The sequence below is a fragment of the Comamonas sp. wu1-DMT genome, from assembly GCF_040187805.1.
In the GTDB taxonomy this organism is placed as follows: Bacteria; Pseudomonadota; Gammaproteobacteria; order Burkholderiales; family Burkholderiaceae_C; genus Comamonas; species Comamonas thiooxydans.
Genome location: NZ_JBANEM010000003.1, coordinates 213873 through 232256 on the forward strand (window position 1 = coordinate 213873; position 18384 = coordinate 232256).

The 18384-nt window shown below is 58.6% G+C and carries 22 protein-coding genes; 3 read left to right on the forward strand and 19 right to left on the reverse strand.

Annotation, left to right across the window (positions count from 1 at the left end; all coding sequences use genetic code 11):
• Positions 1-140: 140 nt before the first annotated feature.
• Positions 141-1052, forward strand: coding sequence for an NAD(P)-dependent oxidoreductase (locus tag V8Z78_RS06910; protein WP_003068460.1), 912 nt, complete (start codon positions 141-143; stop codon positions 1050-1052).
• A gap of 61 nt (positions 1053-1113) precedes the next feature.
• On the opposite strand, the gene V8Z78_RS06915 is transcribed toward V8Z78_RS06910, so the two are convergent.
• The 3 genes from V8Z78_RS06915 to V8Z78_RS06925 all read right to left on the reverse strand — a co-directional run bounded on the left by V8Z78_RS06915 (position 1114) and on the right by V8Z78_RS06925 (position 2863).
• Positions 1114-1767: a BON domain-containing protein gene (locus V8Z78_RS06915; protein ID WP_003068458.1), complete on the reverse strand. Its 654-nt coding sequence runs from the start codon at positions 1765-1767 to the stop codon at positions 1114-1116.
• Positions 1764-2372 (reverse strand): SIS domain-containing protein, encoded by a 609-nt coding sequence (locus V8Z78_RS06920; RefSeq protein ID WP_003068456.1) that lies wholly within the window; start codon positions 2370-2372, stop codon positions 1764-1766. Before V8Z78_RS06920 ends, V8Z78_RS06915 begins: the two co-directional genes overlap by 4 nt.
• Positions 2373-2461: 89 nt before the next feature.
• Positions 2462-2863 (reverse strand): YraN family protein, encoded by a 402-nt coding sequence (locus V8Z78_RS06925; protein ID WP_349731198.1) that lies wholly within the window; start codon positions 2861-2863, stop codon positions 2462-2464.
• A gap of 447 nt (positions 2864-3310) precedes the next feature.
• On the opposite strand from V8Z78_RS06925, the gene V8Z78_RS06930 reads away from it, so the two are divergent.
• Both V8Z78_RS06930 and V8Z78_RS06935 read left to right on the forward strand, forming a co-directional pair.
• On the forward strand, positions 3311-3826 hold the full coding sequence (locus tag V8Z78_RS06930) for a Panacea domain-containing protein (RefSeq protein ID WP_349731133.1): 516 nt from the start codon (positions 3311-3313) through the stop codon (positions 3824-3826).
• Positions 3816-4211, forward strand: coding sequence for a hypothetical protein (locus V8Z78_RS06935; RefSeq protein ID WP_349731134.1), 396 nt, complete (start codon positions 3816-3818; stop codon positions 4209-4211). The genes V8Z78_RS06930 and V8Z78_RS06935 overlap by 11 nt, the downstream gene beginning before the upstream one ends.
• A gap of 1632 nt (positions 4212-5843) precedes the next feature.
• Here the strand turns inward: V8Z78_RS06935 and V8Z78_RS06940 are convergent.
• The 16 genes from V8Z78_RS06940 to V8Z78_RS07015 all read right to left on the reverse strand — a co-directional run bounded on the left by V8Z78_RS06940 (position 5844) and on the right by V8Z78_RS07015 (position 18367).
• Positions 5844-7556 (reverse strand): hypothetical protein, encoded by a 1713-nt coding sequence (locus tag V8Z78_RS06940; RefSeq protein WP_349731135.1) that lies wholly within the window; start codon positions 7554-7556, stop codon positions 5844-5846.
• An 8-nt stretch (positions 7557-7564) separates the two neighbouring features.
• The gene (locus V8Z78_RS06945) at positions 7565-9013 is read right to left on the reverse strand and encodes a hypothetical protein (protein ID WP_349731136.1); all 1449 of its coding nucleotides are present in this window, start codon (positions 9011-9013) and stop codon (positions 7565-7567) included.
• 410 nt (positions 9014-9423) lie between these two features.
• Positions 9424-9627 (reverse strand): hypothetical protein, encoded by a 204-nt coding sequence (locus V8Z78_RS06950; protein ID WP_349731137.1) that lies wholly within the window; start codon positions 9625-9627, stop codon positions 9424-9426.
• Between the two features lie 149 nt (positions 9628-9776).
• Positions 9777-10112 (reverse strand): single stranded DNA-binding domain-containing protein, encoded by a 336-nt coding sequence (locus V8Z78_RS06955; RefSeq protein ID WP_349731138.1) that lies wholly within the window; start codon positions 10110-10112, stop codon positions 9777-9779.
• Positions 10109-11956 carry a DUF927 domain-containing protein gene (locus V8Z78_RS06960; RefSeq protein ID WP_349731139.1) on the reverse strand — a complete coding sequence of 616 codons (1848 nt, stop codon included), beginning with the start codon at positions 11954-11956 and terminating at the stop codon, positions 10109-10111. Before V8Z78_RS06960 ends, V8Z78_RS06955 begins: the two co-directional genes overlap by 4 nt.
• On the reverse strand, positions 11946-12224 hold the full coding sequence (locus V8Z78_RS06965) for a hypothetical protein (RefSeq protein ID WP_349731140.1): 279 nt from the start codon (positions 12222-12224) through the stop codon (positions 11946-11948). The genes V8Z78_RS06960 and V8Z78_RS06965 overlap by 11 nt, the downstream gene beginning before the upstream one ends.
• Positions 12211-13128 (reverse strand): toprim domain-containing protein, encoded by a 918-nt coding sequence (locus V8Z78_RS06970; RefSeq protein ID WP_349731141.1) that lies wholly within the window; start codon positions 13126-13128, stop codon positions 12211-12213. Before V8Z78_RS06970 ends, V8Z78_RS06965 begins: the two co-directional genes overlap by 14 nt.
• On the reverse strand, positions 13125-13340 hold the full coding sequence (locus tag V8Z78_RS06975; RefSeq protein ID WP_349731142.1) for a hypothetical protein: 216 nt from the start codon (positions 13338-13340) through the stop codon (positions 13125-13127). Before V8Z78_RS06975 ends, V8Z78_RS06970 begins: the two co-directional genes overlap by 4 nt.
• Positions 13341-13349: 9 nt before the next feature.
• The gene (locus tag V8Z78_RS06980; RefSeq protein ID WP_349731143.1) at positions 13350-13745 is read right to left on the reverse strand and encodes a hypothetical protein; all 396 of its coding nucleotides are present in this window, start codon (positions 13743-13745) and stop codon (positions 13350-13352) included.
• Between the two features lie 3 nt (positions 13746-13748).
• Positions 13749-14006 carry a hypothetical protein gene (locus tag V8Z78_RS06985; protein WP_349731144.1) on the reverse strand — a complete coding sequence of 86 codons (258 nt, stop codon included), beginning with the start codon at positions 14004-14006 and terminating at the stop codon, positions 13749-13751.
• Between the two features lie 5 nt (positions 14007-14011).
• Entirely contained in the window at positions 14012-14221 is a 210-nt protein-coding gene (locus V8Z78_RS06990; RefSeq protein WP_349731145.1) for a hypothetical protein, read from the reverse strand.
• Positions 14222-14526: 305 nt separating this feature from the next.
• Complete coding sequence (locus tag V8Z78_RS06995) at positions 14527-14997, reverse strand: hypothetical protein (protein WP_349731146.1); 471 nt, start codon at positions 14995-14997, stop codon at positions 14527-14529.
• A 3-nt stretch (positions 14998-15000) separates the two neighbouring features.
• Positions 15001-15195: a helix-turn-helix transcriptional regulator gene (locus V8Z78_RS07000; RefSeq protein WP_349731147.1), complete on the reverse strand. Its 195-nt coding sequence runs from the start codon at positions 15193-15195 to the stop codon at positions 15001-15003.
• Positions 15196-15311: 116 nt separating this feature from the next.
• Positions 15312-16268 (reverse strand): hypothetical protein, encoded by a 957-nt coding sequence (locus tag V8Z78_RS07005; RefSeq protein ID WP_349731148.1) that lies wholly within the window; start codon positions 16266-16268, stop codon positions 15312-15314.
• 198 nt (positions 16269-16466) lie between these two features.
• Entirely contained in the window at positions 16467-16820 is a 354-nt protein-coding gene (locus V8Z78_RS07010) for a hypothetical protein (protein ID WP_349731149.1), read from the reverse strand.
• 326 nt (positions 16821-17146) lie between these two features.
• Positions 17147-18367 carry a tyrosine-type recombinase/integrase gene (locus V8Z78_RS07015; protein ID WP_349731150.1) on the reverse strand — a complete coding sequence of 407 codons (1221 nt, stop codon included), beginning with the start codon at positions 18365-18367 and terminating at the stop codon, positions 17147-17149.
• Positions 18368-18384 lie beyond the last annotated feature (17 nt).

Consider the following 18384-nt stretch of genomic DNA (forward strand, 5'->3'; position numbering starts at 1 on the left):
CGCCGGCATCTCCTCCCACAGGTGGAGCGCTGGCTTTGCTGTGGGGCGGCAGGGCCGCCCAGGACCCTGCTCTACGCCAAGGCCATGCACTGCGGCGCTACCATGATCGAACTGTTCCGTACCCAGTCTTAGAGGATTTCATGAGCACAGCCACCATCGCCTCCCGCAGCTACGCACCCTGCACTTCCACTCCTGTGGCCTTTCTGGGTCTGGGCGTCATGGGTTCCCCCATGGCCGGGCATCTGGCTGCGGCAGGCCATCAGGTCACGGTCTACAACCGCACGACCACCAAGGCCGAGGCCTGGGTCGAGGAATTTGTCGGCGCCCGCCATGCAGCCACGCCCCGTGAAGCCGTCAAGGGTGCACGCATGGTCTTTTGCTGCGTGGGCAACGACGACGACCTGCGCTCGATTGCGCTGGGAGACGACGGCGCCTTTGCGGGCATGGAGCCTGGGGCCATCTTTGTAGATCACACCACGGCCTCGGCGCAGGTGGCACGCGAGCTGTATGCACAGGCCCTCCAGCGCGGCCTGCACTTCATGGATGCCCCGGTATCGGGTGGTCAGGCCGGTGCGGTCAACGGTCAGCTCACTGTCATGTGCGGTGGCGATCAGGAGGTATTCGACCAGGTGGCACCGGTGGCTGATGCCTTCTCGCGCGCCTTTACCTATATGGGTGCCAGCGGCAGCGGTCAACTGACCAAGATGGTCAATCAGATCTGCATTGCGGGCCTGGTCCAGGGGCTGTCCGAAGCCATTGCCTTTGGCCTGCGCGCCGACCTGGACGTGGAGAAGGTCCTCGACGTGATCGGCAAGGGCGCCGCTCAGAGCTGGCAGATGGACAATCGCGGCAAGACCATGGCCGTGGGGAAGTTCGACTTCGGCTTTGCCGTGGACTGGATGCGCAAGGATCTGGGGCTGGTGCTGGCCGAGGCCCAGCGCAATGGCGCACGCCTTCCCGTCACCGCGCTGGTGGACCAGTTCTATGCCGATGTACAGGCCATGGGCGGCAATCGCTGGGATACCTCCAGCCTGATCCAGCGCTTGCGCTGAGCCGCTGCGCCATGAAAAAAGCCGGACTCGAGTCCGGCTTTTTTGTGACCGTCAGCTCACCTCAGTTCATGCTGGAGCGATCCTCGACCACAGGGGCGGCCTTGGATGTTGCTGCAGCCAGCTCATCTTCGGAGATGACCTCAAACAGGCGCACAACCTTGCTCACATCGTTGACGCCACGAGCGATCTCGGCAGCCCGCTTGGATTCGCGCGGCGTGACTATGCCCATCAGATAGACCACGTTGTTCTCGGTCACGACCTTGATGGCCGAGGATGAAATGTCCTTGGCGTTGACCAGACTAGCCTTGACCTTGGTCGTGATCAGAGAATCCTGGGAGCGCTGACCCAGAGTGGCCGTGAAAGGCGCGACCTCGATCTCGTTATAGACTTGGCGCACGGTGGATTGTTCGCGCACCAGCTTCTCGATGGTTGCCTTGTCCGTCGCATTGCCTGCCTGGCCGGTCAGCAACACCACACGGTTGTAGCTGGTGGCGCTGACGCGGGCCTTGTCGCCCATCACCTCGCTGATGCGATTGCCGGCACGCAGCTCTATGCCCTGGTCCTCAACCTGTGTGCCGGTGGTACGCCTGTCCACTGCCGACATGCCCGCCACAGCAGCACCGCCGCCCACCAGAGCCACGCAACCGCTCAAGGCACCGCCCAGAGCGGCAACAGTCAGGGCCGCACATGCAACACGGGTCCACTTCAACTTCATAAAGGCATCTCCTGGTCACCAAGCAGTTGAGAGTCCACACCATCGGCCAGACAGTGCAGGATCAAGGTATGGGTTTCGCGCACGCGCGCCGCACGGTCGTGGGGCACGCAGATCAGTACATCGGTCTCTCGCACGGCGGTGGCCAGATTTCCGCCGGTGCGGCCTGTCAGCACCACGGCCATCATGTCGCGCTCGTGGGCGGCTTCAAGAGCCTCCAGCACAGCCGTGTCGTTGCCGGTCACCGACATGAGCAGCAGCAGATCGCCGGGCTGCCCCAGCGCCCGCACCTGACGCGCCAGATACTGGCTGGCATTGCCGCCCGAGCCCGTGGCTCCCACGCTGCCCAGCAGGCCGCCATCGGAAGTCAGGGCCACGGCCGCCAGCTCGGGACGATCGCGCTCGAACCCTGTCACGCACAGGGAGGCAAATAACTGGGCATCGCTGGCCGAAACGCCCGTACCGCAGGCCAGCACCTTGCCGCCGCCCGTCACGCAGGCCAGCATGGCCTGTACGGCGGAAGCAATAGGTTGGCTCAGCGCCTGGGCGGCCTGGTACTTCAGGTCGGCACTGTCGATGAAATGCTGTTGAATTCGTTGCTCTAGCATGGAGGCCCGATGATACCCGCCACCTGTTATCTCTTTGGTAGCAAACCGTTATTTGCGCATCAGTGTTGCGCACAACTATGACGCGGCGACTAAAGCGCCTCGAATGCCGCTTGGAGCCATTCGAGGCGCATCTGGTTCCCGGCGCTATCGACCAGCACCACATCAAAGCGGCATGGCGGCGCTGCCGCAAGCCGCATCAGATAGTATCTGGCGGCCAGCACGATGCGCTGCTGCTTGAGACGGCCGATGCTGCCGCCGGCACCGCCGAAGCGCTCGGTGTTGCGGCTGCGGACTTCGACGAACACCAAAGACCCGTCGCGGTCACGCAGGATCAAATCGATTTCGCCGCCACCACGGCCCGGCGTCCGATAATTGCGCTCGACAAGCTTCAGGCCCCGCGTCTGCAAATGCGCCAACGCGGCATCCTCGGCCAGCTGCCCGCGTGCGGTTGTGCTTTGCGCCGGCTTGGGCCGCTTTCCAAGGAACGTCATATCAGCTTGAACCTCTTGTGAAATAAGGACTCTTGCATTCCCCATCCAAAAAGTACCAACAAAAGTACCAACAAATTTTGGAGTGTCTTCACTTTGCCCCATTGCGGCAACATGGAGCAGGACCTGCCAGCGCCATCCACGCCATCACAGCAGGGGAAACGGAATAGTGGCCACGTACAAGAAAGAGCAAGAAGGCTGGCGCAGGTCGTCTGCGGAATTTCCTTCTGGTCCTTCGCTCTTTTCTGGTGCTACGCGTGCTACAGGTGATACAGCCTTATTCCATGCGGGTTTGCGGCTGATTGGCTCGTGCTACACAGGTGCTACGCGTGCTACAAAACGAAGGCAAGCACGGTTGTCATCCTGCGCTGCCGGAACTATGTAAAAATCCACAGCTCCTACTTGTGTAGGCCAACCTATGTCGACAACCATTGAGGAAAGGAGCCAAAAATGGAAACGCATTCGACCATTTCTGTCGCCAATTACTTTGTGGGAAAAGCACAGGCTGAAGGCTTGCCAATCACGCCGATGAAGCTTTTGAAGCTCGTCTACATTGCTCAGGGTTGGGCGCTTGGCTTGTATGACAAGCCCCTCATTGGTGAGGAGGTCCAAGCATGGCAGTACGGGCCTGTCATTGAGAGTGTGTATCGGAAATTCAAGCAGTATGGGAGCTCACCCATACTGCGCCAGCAAACGGATAACCCGTTCACCGATGCACTTCCAACCGTTGAAGATGCGGAAACCCGTACTTTTCTGGATAGCGTCTGGAATGCTTACAAGCAGTTCGGTGGGCTGCAGCTTAGCGACCTCACTCACCGACCAGGCACCCCGTGGGACATGACGTGGAACTTGGCAAATGGGCGCAACATGAAGGGCGCAGTGATTCCACAAACGCTCATTCAGCAGCACTATAAAGAGCTGGCGGAAAAACGTAGGCAGTTCCTCAGCCAGCAGCATGCCAATTGACCCAAACAGTCTGATTGGCACTGATGGCTTGTTTCCCACATTAGGGAGTGGGCCAAGTGCTACCAGCCTTGCTCAAGCTGAGGATAAGGAGCTTTACGGGACTGATGAAACTCGCCAAGCACACCTCAAACATGTGGTGCATGGCGCAATCATCTGGGCAGTAAAAATCGCAAGCTTTGGAATGCTATGTCTATTCATTGTTCGAATAGCTCACCTTGCGATACCTGATGCTTGGATGTGGCTAGATAAAGACCGCCTCCAGAAAATTGACTCGCTTCTATTCAGTGGATTTTTGGGGGCGTTTGTCGCACGCTATCTGAATCAGGCAATGCCAAATGGCGCAAGTCAACCACTGAAACCGCCATCAGATAGCGGTAATCCGTGAGCGACACTGGAAATCATCTCCATTCGACCTGGTGCATCCGGGTGGTTCTGTCCTAGGTCGCTCCCCTTCCACCCACCCGGCGAGAGTCATGTACCAGGCCGCACCGTTGCTGGGCTTAGCTGGGGTTTGACCGTTGTCTGGCATGTTGTCGTGAAGAAAACATGGGCGGCAACGGCAGCTGGCGGGAATTGAACCCGCGTCCATGTGCTCTGCTTGTCCATCTGGTACCCCGAACCGGAACTCATCGGCATGGCGGCGGTACAAGTCACGCACTCGTGAAAAGGTGCCCCCAGTTTGGGGACTCCCTTCTTTGGCATATAGGACTGCCGCGATTTCGGGGAGCGCCAGGTACGGCTGCAGGACCTTCGCCCTCATTCAAGACCCTTCGATGCCCCATGCAAGGGCCTTGGTTTTGATTTCCGGTGATTGTTTTTCAAGTGCGGGGGACTGTGACGCGTGGAAGAGGCGTGCAAGAGCTGACAGTCACGCGTATCGCATTCGAAGGTCGCGGAAAAACTGAAGTTTTATCAAGTTCTTCGCGCGCGCGATGCGTAAAGAAATGCTGGGTCAACTTCAGGTTTTCTCATGTTGGCAAAGGTTCTTCAGCCTCAACATTTCTCAACATGTACAGCGCTGTATTTTCAAGCAGGTTATGGCGGCATTGCCGTGCGAGGCCGCCCATCCTCGCCCTTCACCTTCGTGCTCCCGCATCCAAACATTAGGGAAACATTAGGGTGCTGGCTCGTTCAGGCCTTGGGGTAATCTTGGAGGTGCTCTTTCCGTGGACATCACCCTAACCCCTCCCTAGAGCCACCACTCGGAGTGCCGTAATCGGGCCGTCCGCAAGCGCTGCCAATGTCAAGTTTTGACAAGTTCTGCCCACATACGCGCCACGCTGCACAACAAGGTTCTGGTCTTCGAACCTTGACGTTTCTTAACAGGCCCCAGCCCTGCCCTCCCCCTGTAGGTAGCCCTCATAGAATGAGACTTCACAAAATAAGGGGCGATATGACTTACACAGGATGGATGTCAGTAAAAATCGATGGCCACGAAAACGAGGTTATGGACATTCCCACACTAAGTGCCGTGCCGCCCTCGGATTTCAAAGACTACGCAGAAACACACCTGCTATACATTGACCACCATGATGTGATTCGAGCCACAGTGGGCGACTACCCATTCGCTACGTCTGCGGCTCAAGCAGACGAGCTCATCAAGTTGTTGGAAGAGTTCAAGCGGCGAATGGCCTAAGCCAGCACCATGCTCCAGAAAGCCTGCCACACCAAGGTCTCGGTGCTGCATGACTAACTGCCTAGTCTTTTTGTGCTGCATGAGCTGGTACTGGCGCAGGTATCCTCTATGCGCAATCAGGAGGACTTGCCATGCATAAGGCTTCGGAGAATGAGGTGCGTACGGCTACTGCAGTTGCAGGCGTAGTTGAAGAACTGTCGTGGCTACTTGGCGCAGGCTGGGGCCTAGCCGCTGGGCTTTGGTTTGACTCTTGGCTCGTGGGATTGGGCTTGGCAGCTGTCATCGTATTCTTGGTGCAGCAGCCGTATCTCAAGCGCTGCGAGAAAGCTTGGGCCAAGTTGTCGAGCCAGGACCGACAATCTTGACCCGTGCCTCTGCAATTTAAGGGCTCGCCGCTGCTACGGGAGCCACTCGGTAGAGCAATGGCGCAGACTTTCCGGCAAGAACGCTTAGAGGCAAGGCTCCTCCAGAGCTAGATAAACCTCTCTGCACCATGGGGCTGAGTGCTGCCGCCCGCATTGCCGGCCGCGCTGCCAGCCACGCCAAAGGAAGGGCACTGCCGGTAGTTAGGCCTACTCCGCTGGCAAAAGCGGAATCCAGCACAGAGAACGGGGCCACAGAACCGACCCCTTCTGGCGCTTGAAACGCCTTTGGAAAGGCATCAGCGGCCTCTGCAACTTGCCGAATCTCGCCAGATAACGGCTTCCCCTTGCGCAACGATGCAGCTAGCTTACGTGCATCAATATTGCCTGACCCAGGGTGCAGCGCTTTCTCGGCTTCGTAAATCTTGGCAATGTGCTGGCGGGCTTCTTTAAAGCTATTAACCATGCCACTGTTGCCTGTCTCAGAAAGCTGACGCTCAAGCACGTCCTCTAAGGCTTGAGCTGCCTTGTTTGATGCCCTGGCCACGGCTCCATTGCCAGAACTGTACGCACTCTTCGCCTGCTCCCTCAGCACGTGAATAGCATCTACTGCGCTTGAGGCATCCATACTCTTGACCCTCAGGCTTCTAACCATGCCTGCGACTCCATTATCAGGAACCAGCCCGGGAAAACTTCGCTTTGCATTTGCGTACTGTGCGCCAATATCTTTCACAGCTTCCAGAAAGGCATCATCTGTTTTCACAGTTCCCATACTGCGAAGCGACTCATAGGCCTGGCCCGCTTGCCTTCGCATATTTGCGAAGAGTTGAGGGCTCAGGTCTACATCATCGGAAAGACCAAGCGCATGTTTAATCAACTGGTTTGTCGTTTGCTGATTACGGACGCTCGCAGTCTGCTGAGTCTTTATTTTTCCTCCAACGCCTTCCAAAACCCCATTGAGCAGTGTGGGACGCGCATGAGAGGGAGGCAGAACATATCCGGCATCCGTGACCTTGCGCACTGTTGCTGCAGCCTGCGCTGACAACTCAGGGCCCTTAAGCAAATCGGCGAGCCGTCCCAATGCCCTCCCAGCTACCGGCAATGCAGCACCGATGGCGGCCCCGGTGCCTGCGCTGTCTGGGTCAATAAGGCCGGCACTAGCTCCACCTGTGATTGCACCTCCTGCGACACGCGTTGCCATGCCCGCGCCACCAGCCCGCACCCCACCAGACGCCAAGGCCTCGCCAAGCGGCATAAGCACCTTGGGCGCAACACCTGCTGCGGCAGCCGCCTTTGCTCCAGCGCCCAGCACGCCGCCAACTGGGAGCGTGGCGATGATGTTGCCGCCAACACGCCCGACAGAGGCAGCTGTGCTATCACCATAGTATTTTTTGAACTCGCTTTCACCCTGCTCGTTCATGGCTTTGACGCGCTCGCCCTCCTTGGTGCCAGCGATTTTGTCGAATCCACTCGCCAGCCACCGCGCGCCAGTATCCAGGACATCCTTGACGCCTCTGCCGACGCCTGCAGCAGTGCCCTCTATCACGCCAACATCGCGCTTTTGCTTCTGGCCCGTAATCAGGCTGCTCAAATCTCCAGAGGCGGATGGTGCATCTCCTGGGAGCTCTGCACGCATACGCCGGATTTCACTGGCCAGCACGCGGGCGTCGTCGGTATTTCCTGCTGCATCGGCCCTAATCAGAGCCTGCTCAAGTTGTTGCATGGTTGCCATAGGTCACCCTATTTGTATTTATCGAGGAGCGCGTCGATGGACGAATTTGCAGGCGCGTCGCGTGGAGGCAGAGCCGAGTTACTTCCCGAAAGAGCCGAAGGCTGACGTATGTAGGCGCCGGTATCCATGGGACTACGGCCATAGTTCTGCAGCACACCATCGATGTCCAGCTGCCGCAGTTGCACCGCACGGTCGTTTATCCGTTTGATTTCCCCCAGTCGTTTCTGGACCAACTTTGTATCGTTGATGTTCTGGAACAGTTCGTTCCATGCACGTTGCGCGTCGCCGTCGGTCTGTACGCCCTTATTCAGGCGCAGAGAGTCGTTGCGCAACTTCTCCAGACTAGCCTTGAACGAGGCGAAGTTGCGGCTTTGCTCGGTACTCGAGCCAGCGGCGTTCCGCGCCGCATTCCACAAGTTGCTGACTGGTCCAAAGGACAAATTTCCATCGGTAATTTGTTGAGATATCGCACCGAGGTCGGCATTGATGCTCGAGGCCGTTCCGATGGCATCCTTGCTTTCCTGAATCATCTTGAGAGCTGCAGTCGGCAGCGGTTTCGATGTGCCAGCACCACCCTTCGGCGCATACCCCTGCACTGGACGAATATTCCCAGCCTTGTCCTGCTGCACCAGCATTGGCTTACCGTCCTCCCCTGTCACCTCAAAAGGCCTGCTCAAATTATTGGCATTGGCTTCCCTTGCGCGGCTATCTGCAAGGTTTTGGCCACGGGCTGTGAGCCCCTCGCTGGCACGGTTATGGCGTGCCGCCTCCACCTCGCCAGGCGTGGCCGTGCGCTGGTACTCCCGCCCCACCACGCCCGGATTGGTGACCGGGTTCATGTCCACCATCGCAGTGCGGCCGCCCAGGTTCTGGGCCTGCACCTTGGGCGTCATTTCCTCAAACTGCTTTGCTGCATCTAAAACCTGAAACAGCGCACCGCGAATCTCACTCCGACGAATTTCTTGACTGTGGGAAAGTGTTTTGAAATAAGAAGCTGCCGCTTCAGGAGCCAGATAGCCTTGGTCAACCACGCCATTCAGCGTGCGCAAGATGGAGTCATCGTCAATGTTCTCCAGTTGCAGAAGTGGCTGAAGCGCCTGAGCGAAGTATTGGAACTTGGTGCGGCCCAGCTTCAGCTTTTCTGCTTCAGCTGCCATGGCTGCCTTTTCCTGCTCTGCCTGCGTTTTCTGCAGGCCAGGAATTGCTGCACCATGGCCTCCAGAGGCCAACTGGGAATACATCTTTCCATAATCGACCTTGCCATCAGCGCCAATACTGCCGGAGTAGGCATCGTTGACTGCCTTTCCCTGTGCGGCTTCGCGCTCGGCCTGGGAAAGTTGGAGGTCTGCAAGCCGGCCTTGGACGCGGGCTCTTTGCCCCATGGCATAGCCATTTACCAAGTCACTCAGGTCGCCGCCCTTTCCCACTTGGGAATAAATTGAGGTATCAATTGGCATGCGTTCTTCTCCCTTGAATGGCCTCCATCCCAACATACCTGCGCCAAGAGTGTTCTGGCCCATAGTTTGAGCTGTCTGTTAGACCATACTGCCGACTCATGCCGGCGATGCGGCTGGCTCGCAGTCGTAAATAGGAGTGAGTCGCTATAGCCTGATTTCGTCCAGGCTGAGTGGGTTGTGCATTCATGAGTTTTACCTCGTCGCATTGGGGGTATCGGCCGAAACCCCTACGTCGTGGCGCGCACTAGCTTCGTGCACCTTCTCACTGTCAAAACGCGTCCGAATCTCTCAAGACGCACAACCCACCGCTTTGCCAGCTTTTGCCACCAGGCTGAATCGCTCAAGCCTGGGCAATAAGTGCATCACTTGCTGTATGCACATACAGGATTTTGACAAGAAATGGAGATAAATCAATCCCCTGAAGGCGTGGGCCCCACAAAGAAAGCATTCGCAATCTGGGTCGCCACTCTTCTACTTACTCCATGCGCCTGGGCAATGCGCTCAAGTCGTCTTTTTTCAAGGGTAACAAGTACCCGGGCTACCTCTGACGCGTTCAGCCCAGTTTGAGCAGCGGTGAGCTCATCACCTGCTTTTTCTTCATGCTTGATGGGCATTTATGCAACCTCATCACACTTCTCTACAGTCTGACCACCTCGCGGCGCCCATCATCTGCGCTACGTGGTGGTATCCGCAGCCGAGGGGTAGCAGGAGGCAAAACCTCAACTCCACCAACGACTGCCACGGCATCGTCTTGTTCTGCCACTTAACCCCCGTCCTGGTGCATAGCATTGCGTTTTCGCGTCACGTGGTACGGTGTCACCACCGCATGAACCACAACATCAAGGCCTGCGCGAGCCTCTCCGTTGCGGTCGACCCAGGCCTTTGGCGTGAGTTCACCAGCAAGGGCAATGCTGTCCCCATCGCCCAGCGCCAGCAGTGCTGCAATAGCATCTGGTGCAAAGGCAATGCAGTTGGCAAAGAGCACCTCCCCACTGGCGCTTGCCGCGCGCACCTTAGCGATGACAAAGGGCTTGTCATTGCGCCCCATGCGCTGCTCTGGTTGGCCGTGCAGCTTTCCGGCAATGAGTCCGTCCATCATGCTGTGCCCTCCTGTGCGGAATAGGCCTTTTCAGGCTGCACCACATACACCCTGACATTGCGGCTGTGAATGCGTTTCTGTCGGGTGCTCTTTCCATCGACACCAGGGCTCAGCACACCCGCATGCTGGAGCACCTTAAGCGCGCGGGAGAAGTCAAAGCCTTTCAGGGCCTCACGCATGCCATCTTTAGTAAAGAGGAATTGCACCCCTTCCCCAGCCCCTTCCCACCAGCCCGCACGGTCGCGAACCGCGGACTGAGTGCGGTCGTCGTAAGGTCCTGCGGCATCGGAAAACCGGCTGTCCCCGTGGCGCTCCACAAAGCTCAGTACAGCCTGCACTACCTGGTCTTGCTCTGCATTGCCGGACACCTCGCCGCGCTGCGCTAACCAGGCCGCAAAGCCCACCTCTGCAGCGCTGGTGGCCTCGCCCTCATCCCAACCAGTGATGCCGTAGGCGGTGGCCAGTTCGCCGGCGAGCGCCAGTACTGCCAGGCGTGCGGCGGCGCGTGCCGGCTGCCCATCACCGCTGTCTACGCCGGCCAGCAGTTGCGCCTTAATGGCCTCTAGGTTCTGCACCATGTCCGTGGTGTCGCGGCTGAGCTTCTCCAGGAATGCCCGACCTGCAGTGCCGTACTGCTGGCGGCTGGCGCGCTTGATGGCGTCGGAGAATGCTGGGCCGTTGGGGTGGCCGTGCAGGTTGTCCCACGCACCGTGGATACGCTGCACAGGAATGTCCAGCAGGCGCACGGCCTGGCCGGCTTTCACCCGCTGGCCGGCATCGGCCATGCTGGTGGCTATGCTGCGCTCTCCGGTCGAAAGCACAGAGGTGCGCCAGCGTGTCACAGCCCGTGCACCACCTGTTCGCCCTGCGCGCTGCTTGCCTCGTCCGTTACCCAGCATGTAGACCACTTCGCCCACGTCGCGCGGGTCGCACTCGCTGATTTCGTCCAAGGCCAGCATGCTGTCGTTGAATAGGCTGGCGCTGGCCTCCAGGCCGTTGGCCGTGGCTCTCCAGCTGCGGCGGTAGCTGTCGCCTCCCATCACGCTGCAGGCACCCTGCAGGGCCGTGGTCTTGCCGGTGGAGCTGTCGCCAATCAAGTGCACACCGCCCGACTCTGCGCCCACCAGCGCCAGCACTGGGCCAGCAAAGGCGGTGCACAAGCCCAACACCAGCACAGGATTGCCCACGGCCGGAGCCGCAATGCTCCGGCGCCAGCCTTCCAGCGTGCCGCGTTGGCTGTACTCATCCGAATGCAGGGACTGTGCTTGAAACGTAACTTTCCCAGCTTGTGGGCCAATGACGGTATCCGGCAGGGCAAAGGCTTTGAACTGGCCGCCAGCCCAGCCGGTTTGCATGACCGCTTCCATCTTGCGGGCGGGCACCTGGCTTTGCAGATAGGTGGCCAGCGTGTTGCGGCCTGCGTTGCTGGGGTCGAGGTGCACCCCCATGGAGAGCAGCACGCCGCGCAGGTCGCTGGTGTCGCCGCGCAGCATCTCCATCGGCATGGCCCAGGTCTTCCACTTACCCAGCGTATTGCGAAAGCGCAGCAGGCGGCCAAAGTTAGCCCCTGCGCTGTCGTGTGTCACAGCGTCCACATGCAGAGGGCTGCAAATCCACTGCTGCACCAGCGTGGGCGGGTTGTCGCCCTTGCTGGGCTTGAGACCGAAGTGCCAGACCCCAGCGCGGTACTTGCTGCCGTCGCTGGCGGTGTACTCATCGTCCAGCACCACGTAACGCGGGCGCTCCTGCTCGCCGGGGATAGGGTTGTATGCGCTGGCGCTGGGTGCATCTACGACTGGGCCAGCGTCCATGGCATCAATGGTGCCCGGGGTTTCAAACGTCATAGGGCAGGCCCTCCAGATTTCCCTCATACCGCAGCTCGGCGTCAATGGTGATGGCTGCGGGGTCAGCACTGGCGCAGGCTTTGCGCAGTGCAGCCAGTGCTTTGGCTTCGGCCTTTCGGCTGTAGCGCAGGGCGTCGCCTGTTGACTTGTGCTGTGGGTGGAGCCACGGCAGCACCCGCTTGGCAGTGGCTATGCGCACCAGACGGGCGCGGTTCCAAGCAATGGCTGCGGTGGCCACGGCGACCAGGTCGCGCTCACGAATGCGCATATGGCAAGCCCTCCAATACTTCGGCAAAGCACTCGCACACAGCGCTAGCACCCGCCAGTGAAAACAGGTCGTTAAAGTCGGTGGCCTTGCGAGGCCGGCCAGCCGGGAAACTAGGTATAGAAACCAACCCGCCAACGGCCAATGCAGCAGCATGGGCGGAAGTCAGCCCAGGATTGCCTTCGGTAGCGTGGTCGTCGTCGGCCGCCATGATGATGGGCAAGACCGGGAACTTGCGGCGCAGAGCCTGAGCAACAGGTGCCAGGTTGCTGGCGCTGAATGCAGCGGCCACGGCCAGTCCGGTGGCGGCGTGGACGCTGTGCGCTGTGGCCATGCCCTCGCACACCACAATGGCACCATCAGGACGGCCCACGCTGTGATAGCAGCCATGCACACGCCCTCCGGCCATGAAGCGCTTTTCACCTGCTGCGCTAATGGTCTGCAGACTGTGCAACGTGCCGCTGGTGTCGCGCATGGGCACCAGCAGCATGGAACCCTCAGCTCGCAGGCCGAAAGACTGGATGCCTTTGGCAACCAAGTATGGGTGCTGGGCCGTGGCGATGGCAGCCTCCCACCGTGCTGCAACTGTTACCTGCGTTTCACGGTAACGCTGCTGTAACGTTACATCCCTCTGCCGCTTGGCCTCCTGCACTCGCAAGCGCATGGTGTCGCGCTCTGCCTGGGTCAAAGTGCTTTCTGCCTTGCTGCACCATGTCTCGGTCAGACCGGTGCGCCAGCAGCCAAACACGCCCGCGGGCAGGCCATCGTCATGCAGCACATACCAGCCAGCTGAATCGCCGCGCTTACCTGTAGCGCTGAAGCGGTGGAGCTGGCCGTCTGCTTGGATAGTGGCAGGAGCAACCAAACCTGCAGCCTCGATGGCTTGGGCAAAGTAGCCTGCAATCATGCAAGCACCTCCACGCGCTTGGCGGTGTAGCCGATGGCATCTGGTCGCTGGTAAATGGCTGTCTCCGCGGCGGCCATGGCCTGGGAGGATGTGTCATAGAAGCCAGGCAGGCGCTCTGGGTAGCTCGTAGTGATGCCATCTGGAAGCGGCTTGCCTTGCAGCAACAGGCAGGGCATCCACTGGATTTTTGCCATCTGATTTGCTTGTTTCATGACATCACCTCACTTCACATTGCCGACACGACCGCCGCGGTCTTGCCAGCGATGTAAGTACGTCATAGCCACAGCGCGGCACTGAGCTGAGCGCTCTGGGTCTTGCTCTCGATTGGCCATTTGCAGCAGCTGTAGCGCTTCGTCTATCTCGGTCCAAACTCGAGTGAACAGCCGCTCAAAGTCACGCACAGCATCCAGTAAGGCAAATGCCTCAGGCGCAGAGAACTGAACAAGCCACTCACGCAATTCCGAAATAAGTAGCTCTGCTTGGGTGTTGGTAACTGCATCGCCGCGCCAAGACTCACCAACACGTGTGAATTCCAGCGGTGTAATTTCCGACTCGGCATTTTTTGGGCAAAGCTCTGCCCGCACTGCCATCGGGACAGCGTTGTGATAAGCATTCATGATTTAACCCTCTGGGTGGATTGAGGATGTGGTGCGCGATGCAGCGTGGCGGCCTTGGTGGTGCCACAGTTCAGGAGGAGTGGCAGCTAGCCAGCGACGCACAATCTCGCGGCCTACGCGCTCAGCAAAGTCGCAGGCCGTTACGTCGCCAAATTCGGCAGGGTTAGCCTGTGCGATATGCCACAGCTGCGCCAGATAACTGTCGTTGATGCCTGGCAACTTGTCAGCGTCAATCTGAAAGGTGATGCTGGTGGTAGTCATATGGCTCAGCCCTCCAGCGCCAGCGACAGGCCGCGCAAGGCGGTCAGAGCTTGAATGGCTTTGCGGCGCGCGCCAGGGACATTGGCTGCCGGCTGGCGCAGGTAGAACACGGCCATGGACAGCGCGTTATGCGCGTCGGCATGCAGTTGGATAGGGTCAGGGGTGCCCAAGGCGGGCGTGGATGCAGCGGCGCGGATGGCCGTGGTGGTAGACATGGTCTTGTTGGCTCCTGAGCGAGTCAAAAGAACCACCATTTGCGTTTCTACGCGCAGCTGGTGGAGCATGGCGGTTAGAAACACGAGCTCAGCCGTGCGGACATCCTTACGGGTAGCCCCCGCCATGCCCCGTAACCACTGAACTGGTGCATGCGGACGCACCAATCCCAAGAATTTGGGCATGACAAAACCCCGCTTACAGGTGGGGGCTGCAACCTCTGAGCTAATGGTGTTTCTACGCACCGGGCCTTTCGGCTTAGCGCGATTCTGCCATGAAGCGCAGCGCGAATGGAAGAGGATATGCATTACGCGCCCCCCTTTTCATTCCCAACACAGTGCTCCGGATACCCTCGTGCTCCGTTAATTGCAGCAGCAAGACGATAGACCTCTTGGGCTTTAGCGCGAAGAGCTTTGCGAGCCTTGTGAACCTCAGCACACCATTCACCAGCGCCAGCAGCGCGGGCTTCATGGATGCAATCAGCAGGCAGGCGGTATGCGGCAACCAGCGCCATGCGGCCGTCAGCACAGCCGGTTGCGCGAGTCTCGGCAGCAATAGGCCAGCCGTAGCGGTTGCTGAGGTAATGCACGTGGGCAGCAGCACGCATGGTGCTGGCATCGTCTAAGGTATCGGCAGCCGTCAAAACCTCTCCGGCCAACAAGTGGGCCAAAACTTCTGCGCAGGCGCTGCTTTTTTGGCTGGGGTATGTGAGAATGCGCTTGCTACCGGCGCTCAGTTCTGCATTTTTGTGGGGCTGGGCGCTTTCTTTTTTCTGCATGCCTTACCCCTTTACCTGCGCGTCACGCCAGGCCATCAACTCGGCCACGTCAAAGACGGTGCAGCGGCTGGACAGCTTGCGAGGTTTTGGAAAGCCAGGGCGCTCTTTAGACCAACGCCAGAAGGTGGAGATACCTACGCCCAACATGGCTGCCCCATCTTTGGGGCGGGCTGATTGTGTTTGTCCTGCGTGTCGCATTGTTCACTCCTTTCATCTTGCGTGATGCGATGGAGTGAACTGTTCATTCCCTGTGTTCCCTGCTGGCTTCCCCGGGAACTGTGGGAACTGTGGGAACTCAGGGAGCGCGTTCAGAGTCAACCAAGGGCTGCTTCTTTGATTTCTTTCCAGCGGTTCTGAAATGTTTTGAGGGAAACAGTTTGGGCCAATGCCTTGACTACCAGCGCGCCTCGATTTGCCCCCTCACCACGTTTGAACGGTGATGACTCTCCGGCCAACTCTTCCAGCTTGTAGAACAGGTTCTTTGCAGTCGTGCACTGGTGCTCTTGCATCACAGACACGATGTAGCTAGAGGAAACACCCCACCAATTGCGCTGCGCGTGCTCTCGTTCAGCCTCTTGCTTGCGTGCTTGTCGTCGTTCTTCTGCCGCCTGCATTGCTTCAACCTCTACCCTCGCAGTTTCGACTTCATCTTCGGTCAATGGTGGGGGTGGCTGATAGATATAGCCGTTCCAGGTCACTGGTTCAGGCAGCGTGACTGGTGCAGAGGCGTCTCCTTTTTTACAAGCGCCTTCAAAGAACTTGCATAAATCACTGGCCGTCACGCAAGCGCCAGAAGTTCGCTCCGACAATGGCTGTCGCGTTCGTGCGTCACACATGGCGAGCATCCCCATCGATGTGGCGTCATTAATACTTTTCTCCGTCATTGCACGCTGCAAACCGTGCCGCTCGCTATCCGTCTCAGGGTCATGCATAGCAGTTGCGACAAGAGGCGGGATTTCATCTAGTGGCACCAGCGCATCAGGATGGAGTCCGACGAATGCAATTGTTTCGGGGGTTCGGGTGATACGCACACTTGCACCAGACTCAGCCAGGTAGTGCATAGCGTCATCCACCAACAACATTGCGCCCTTGGTGTCTGGATGGCATCGCATGTGGGCGACGGGGTCACGCGCCACCAGCTGACCAATTTCACATGCTTGCATCAGCCCCTTGCGGAATATGTCCGTGGCCTTTTGATGTACATACCAGACCGCATCAGACTCAGCGTCTGAGGTCCCCCCCCTTCGGCTGAATTCCTCCATCTGAAGCATGGATGGCACTTGCCAGCCTGCTGGCCAGTTCATCCAAGGACATTACATCTACAGAATGGGGGATAAATATGGCCTTGCGGCTGCTAGTGGTCTGGCGCATACCCGTGATGCATCCCTGATAGAGGTGCACCAGCAGGCGGGCAGGGTGTCCCGCTTTTCGGTTCGCGGGCCTAGCTGGTGCTAACAACAATTATTGTCCTACTCGTCGTATCCAAGTGCCTTTCTACGTCGCGATTCTTGCTGAGCATAGTCAACACGCCTATCACGCCATAGGTCTAAGAGCCCTTTGCTGATGACCCACAGCACGGCACAAGTCACTAGAACAGATATAGATACCGCGATGAAGTTACCAATGTCTCGCAAATTGAGGCCCAGCCCTTCAATCGCAGAACTTGAGAGATACAGGCCACCACCAATTACTACGACTGCAATAGCGCCCCATTTCAGGAGCTTCAGCACCAGCGGCAGGAGCGCGGCAAAGATGGTCAGTCCAAGCACGATAGCCACCAGCCACACAAATGCAGACGCGATGAGGATTGCGCCAGCAACCATAGATGCCTCCCTTGGTGAATACCGTTCAGCGGCTTTTTTGTAGCACGTGTAGCACCAAGAAAAATGATGGTGCTACGCCTTTATTCCTTATAAATCATTGCTGTAGCACCTGTAGCACCTGTAGCACTCAAAAATAGAAGTCGCGTACGTATTAATTTTCGGCCTTCGACAACTCTCAATGCACCAAGTTTGCTGGCGCTGTCGAACTGCACCCCAATTTGCTCCAGCCCTTCACGCCTTGATGCGCTCCAAGGACGGACGCAGAGTATCCACGCTGCATGGCCGACATGCCTTGCTTTGGTCTTCCCATATAAGCCGAGTGGAGCTCACGCCTGTTTGAAATGGAATATCTCGGCGCCGCGCTTGAGCTGGTCCAGGTAATCGCTCCACCGCTGCATCATCTCCCGGCGCGCTGGCAGGTGGGCCGTGCGGTTGTAGGCTCGACCGTTGGCATCTTTCACCGTGTGGGCCAGTTGGTGCTCTATCAGGTCCACGCGCTCGCCCAACACCTCATCCATGATTGTTCTGGCCGTGGCCCGGAAACCGTGAGCTGTCTGGGTGTCGTAGTCGTAGCCCATGGCCCTCAATGCGGCATTGATGGTGTTAGCAGACATGGGCATGTTTTTGCTGCGAATGCTGGGGAAGATGTAGCGCCCTCCTCCCGTTATCTTCTGCATGTCGCGCAGCATAGAAACGGCCTGAGTGGACAACGGCACGATGTGGTCGTTTGCCATCTTCATGCGCTCTGCGGAGATACGCCACTCTGCCTTATCAAGGTCAACTTCTGCCCACTCCCCCGCACGCAGCTCGCCAGGGCGCAGAAAGACATGCGGAGCCAGTCGCATGGCAGTTGTGCAGTACGGGTGCCCCACATACACATCCAGGTCACGTAGCAGTGCGCCCAGCTTCACCGGCTCGGTGATGGCTCCGTGGTGCCCCCTCTCTGCCTTGGCATAGGCACCTTTGAGGTCGACGGTAACGTCGCGCTCTGCCAGGCCCGCTGCCACGGCGAAACGAAACACCTGCCCGCATATCTGCCCCAGCCTACGGGCGCTGTCGATAGCGCCACGGGCCTCCATCTTCCGCACCACAGCTAGCACATCGCGTGGTCGGATGGCCTCTATTGGCATATGCCCAATGAAGGGCAGAATATCTTTGCGCATCCAATCCGACAGCTTTGTCTGCGTCCTGGGCTTGCGCTCGTTGGCTGTCTTATCCAACCACAGCATGGCCAGCTTCTCGAAAGTGCTGTGCGCCTTGGCAACCTCTGCCGCCTTAGCTTCACGCTTGGCCTGACTGGGGTCTATCCCGTCGGCCAACTCTGCCCGTGCTTCATCTCGGCGCTTTCTGGCCTGGGCCAGAGTTACGGCCGGATAGGTGCCAATGGCCAGGGTCTTCTGCTTCCCAGCGAACCTGTAGGCCATACGCCAGTACTTCCCGACCTCTTTGACGTGCAGGTACAGTCCATAGCCATCAGAGTGCTTTACGCCTGTGGGCTTACTGGGGTCGGCTTTTGCCGTTCGCACAAAGGTGTCGGTCAAGGGCATTTTGTTGGTATCTCAAA

Coding starts and splice junctions, on each gene's coding strand:
- V8Z78_RS06910 (WP_003068460.1), top strand. CDS start 141: ATGAGCACAGCCACCATCGCCTCCCGCAGCTACGCACCCTGCACTTCC.
- V8Z78_RS06920 (WP_003068456.1), bottom strand. CDS start 2,372: ATGCTAGAGCAACGAATTCAACAGCATTTCATCGACAGTGCCGACCTG.
- V8Z78_RS07000 (WP_349731147.1), bottom strand. CDS start 15,195: ATGCGACACGCAGGACAAACACAATCAGCCCGCCCCAAAGATGGGGCA.
- V8Z78_RS07015 (WP_349731150.1), bottom strand. CDS start 18,367: ATGCCCTTGACCGACACCTTTGTGCGAACGGCAAAAGCCGACCCCAGT.
- V8Z78_RS06975 (WP_349731142.1), bottom strand. CDS start 13,340: ATGAAACAAGCAAATCAGATGGCAAAAATCCAGTGGATGCCCTGCCTG.
- V8Z78_RS06985 (WP_349731144.1), bottom strand. CDS start 14,006: ATGACTACCACCAGCATCACCTTTCAGATTGACGCTGACAAGTTGCCA.
- V8Z78_RS07010 (WP_349731149.1), bottom strand. CDS start 16,820: ATGGTTGCTGGCGCAATCCTCATCGCGTCTGCATTTGTGTGGCTGGTG.
- V8Z78_RS06935 (WP_349731134.1), top strand. CDS start 3,816: ATGCCAATTGACCCAAACAGTCTGATTGGCACTGATGGCTTGTTTCCC.
- V8Z78_RS06940 (WP_349731135.1), bottom strand. CDS start 7,556: ATGGCAACCATGCAACAACTTGAGCAGGCTCTGATTAGGGCCGATGCA.
- V8Z78_RS06990 (WP_349731145.1), bottom strand. CDS start 14,221: ATGTCTACCACCACGGCCATCCGCGCCGCTGCATCCACGCCCGCCTTG.
- V8Z78_RS06945 (WP_349731136.1), bottom strand. CDS start 9,013: ATGCCAATTGATACCTCAATTTATTCCCAAGTGGGAAAGGGCGGCGAC.
- V8Z78_RS07005 (WP_349731148.1), bottom strand. CDS start 16,268: ATGCTTCAGATGGAGGAATTCAGCCGAAGGGGGGGGACCTCAGACGCT.
- V8Z78_RS06965 (WP_349731140.1), bottom strand. CDS start 12,224: ATGCGCATTCGTGAGCGCGACCTGGTCGCCGTGGCCACCGCAGCCATT.
- V8Z78_RS06950 (WP_349731137.1), bottom strand. CDS start 9,627: ATGCCCATCAAGCATGAAGAAAAAGCAGGTGATGAGCTCACCGCTGCT.
- V8Z78_RS06915 (WP_003068458.1), bottom strand. CDS start 1,767: ATGAAGTTGAAGTGGACCCGTGTTGCATGTGCGGCCCTGACTGTTGCC.
- V8Z78_RS06980 (WP_349731143.1), bottom strand. CDS start 13,745: ATGAATGCTTATCACAACGCTGTCCCGATGGCAGTGCGGGCAGAGCTT.
- V8Z78_RS06960 (WP_349731139.1), bottom strand. CDS start 11,956: ATGACGTTTGAAACCCCGGGCACCATTGATGCCATGGACGCTGGCCCA.
- V8Z78_RS06995 (WP_349731146.1), bottom strand. CDS start 14,997: ATGCAGAAAAAAGAAAGCGCCCAGCCCCACAAAAATGCAGAACTGAGC.
- V8Z78_RS06970 (WP_349731141.1), bottom strand. CDS start 13,128: ATGATTGCAGGCTACTTTGCCCAAGCCATCGAGGCTGCAGGTTTGGTT.
- V8Z78_RS06925 (WP_349731198.1), bottom strand. CDS start 2,863: ATGACGTTCCTTGGAAAGCGGCCCAAGCCGGCGCAAAGCACAACCGCA.
- V8Z78_RS06955 (WP_349731138.1), bottom strand. CDS start 10,112: ATGATGGACGGACTCATTGCCGGAAAGCTGCACGGCCAACCAGAGCAG.
- V8Z78_RS06930 (WP_349731133.1), top strand. CDS start 3,311: ATGGAAACGCATTCGACCATTTCTGTCGCCAATTACTTTGTGGGAAAA.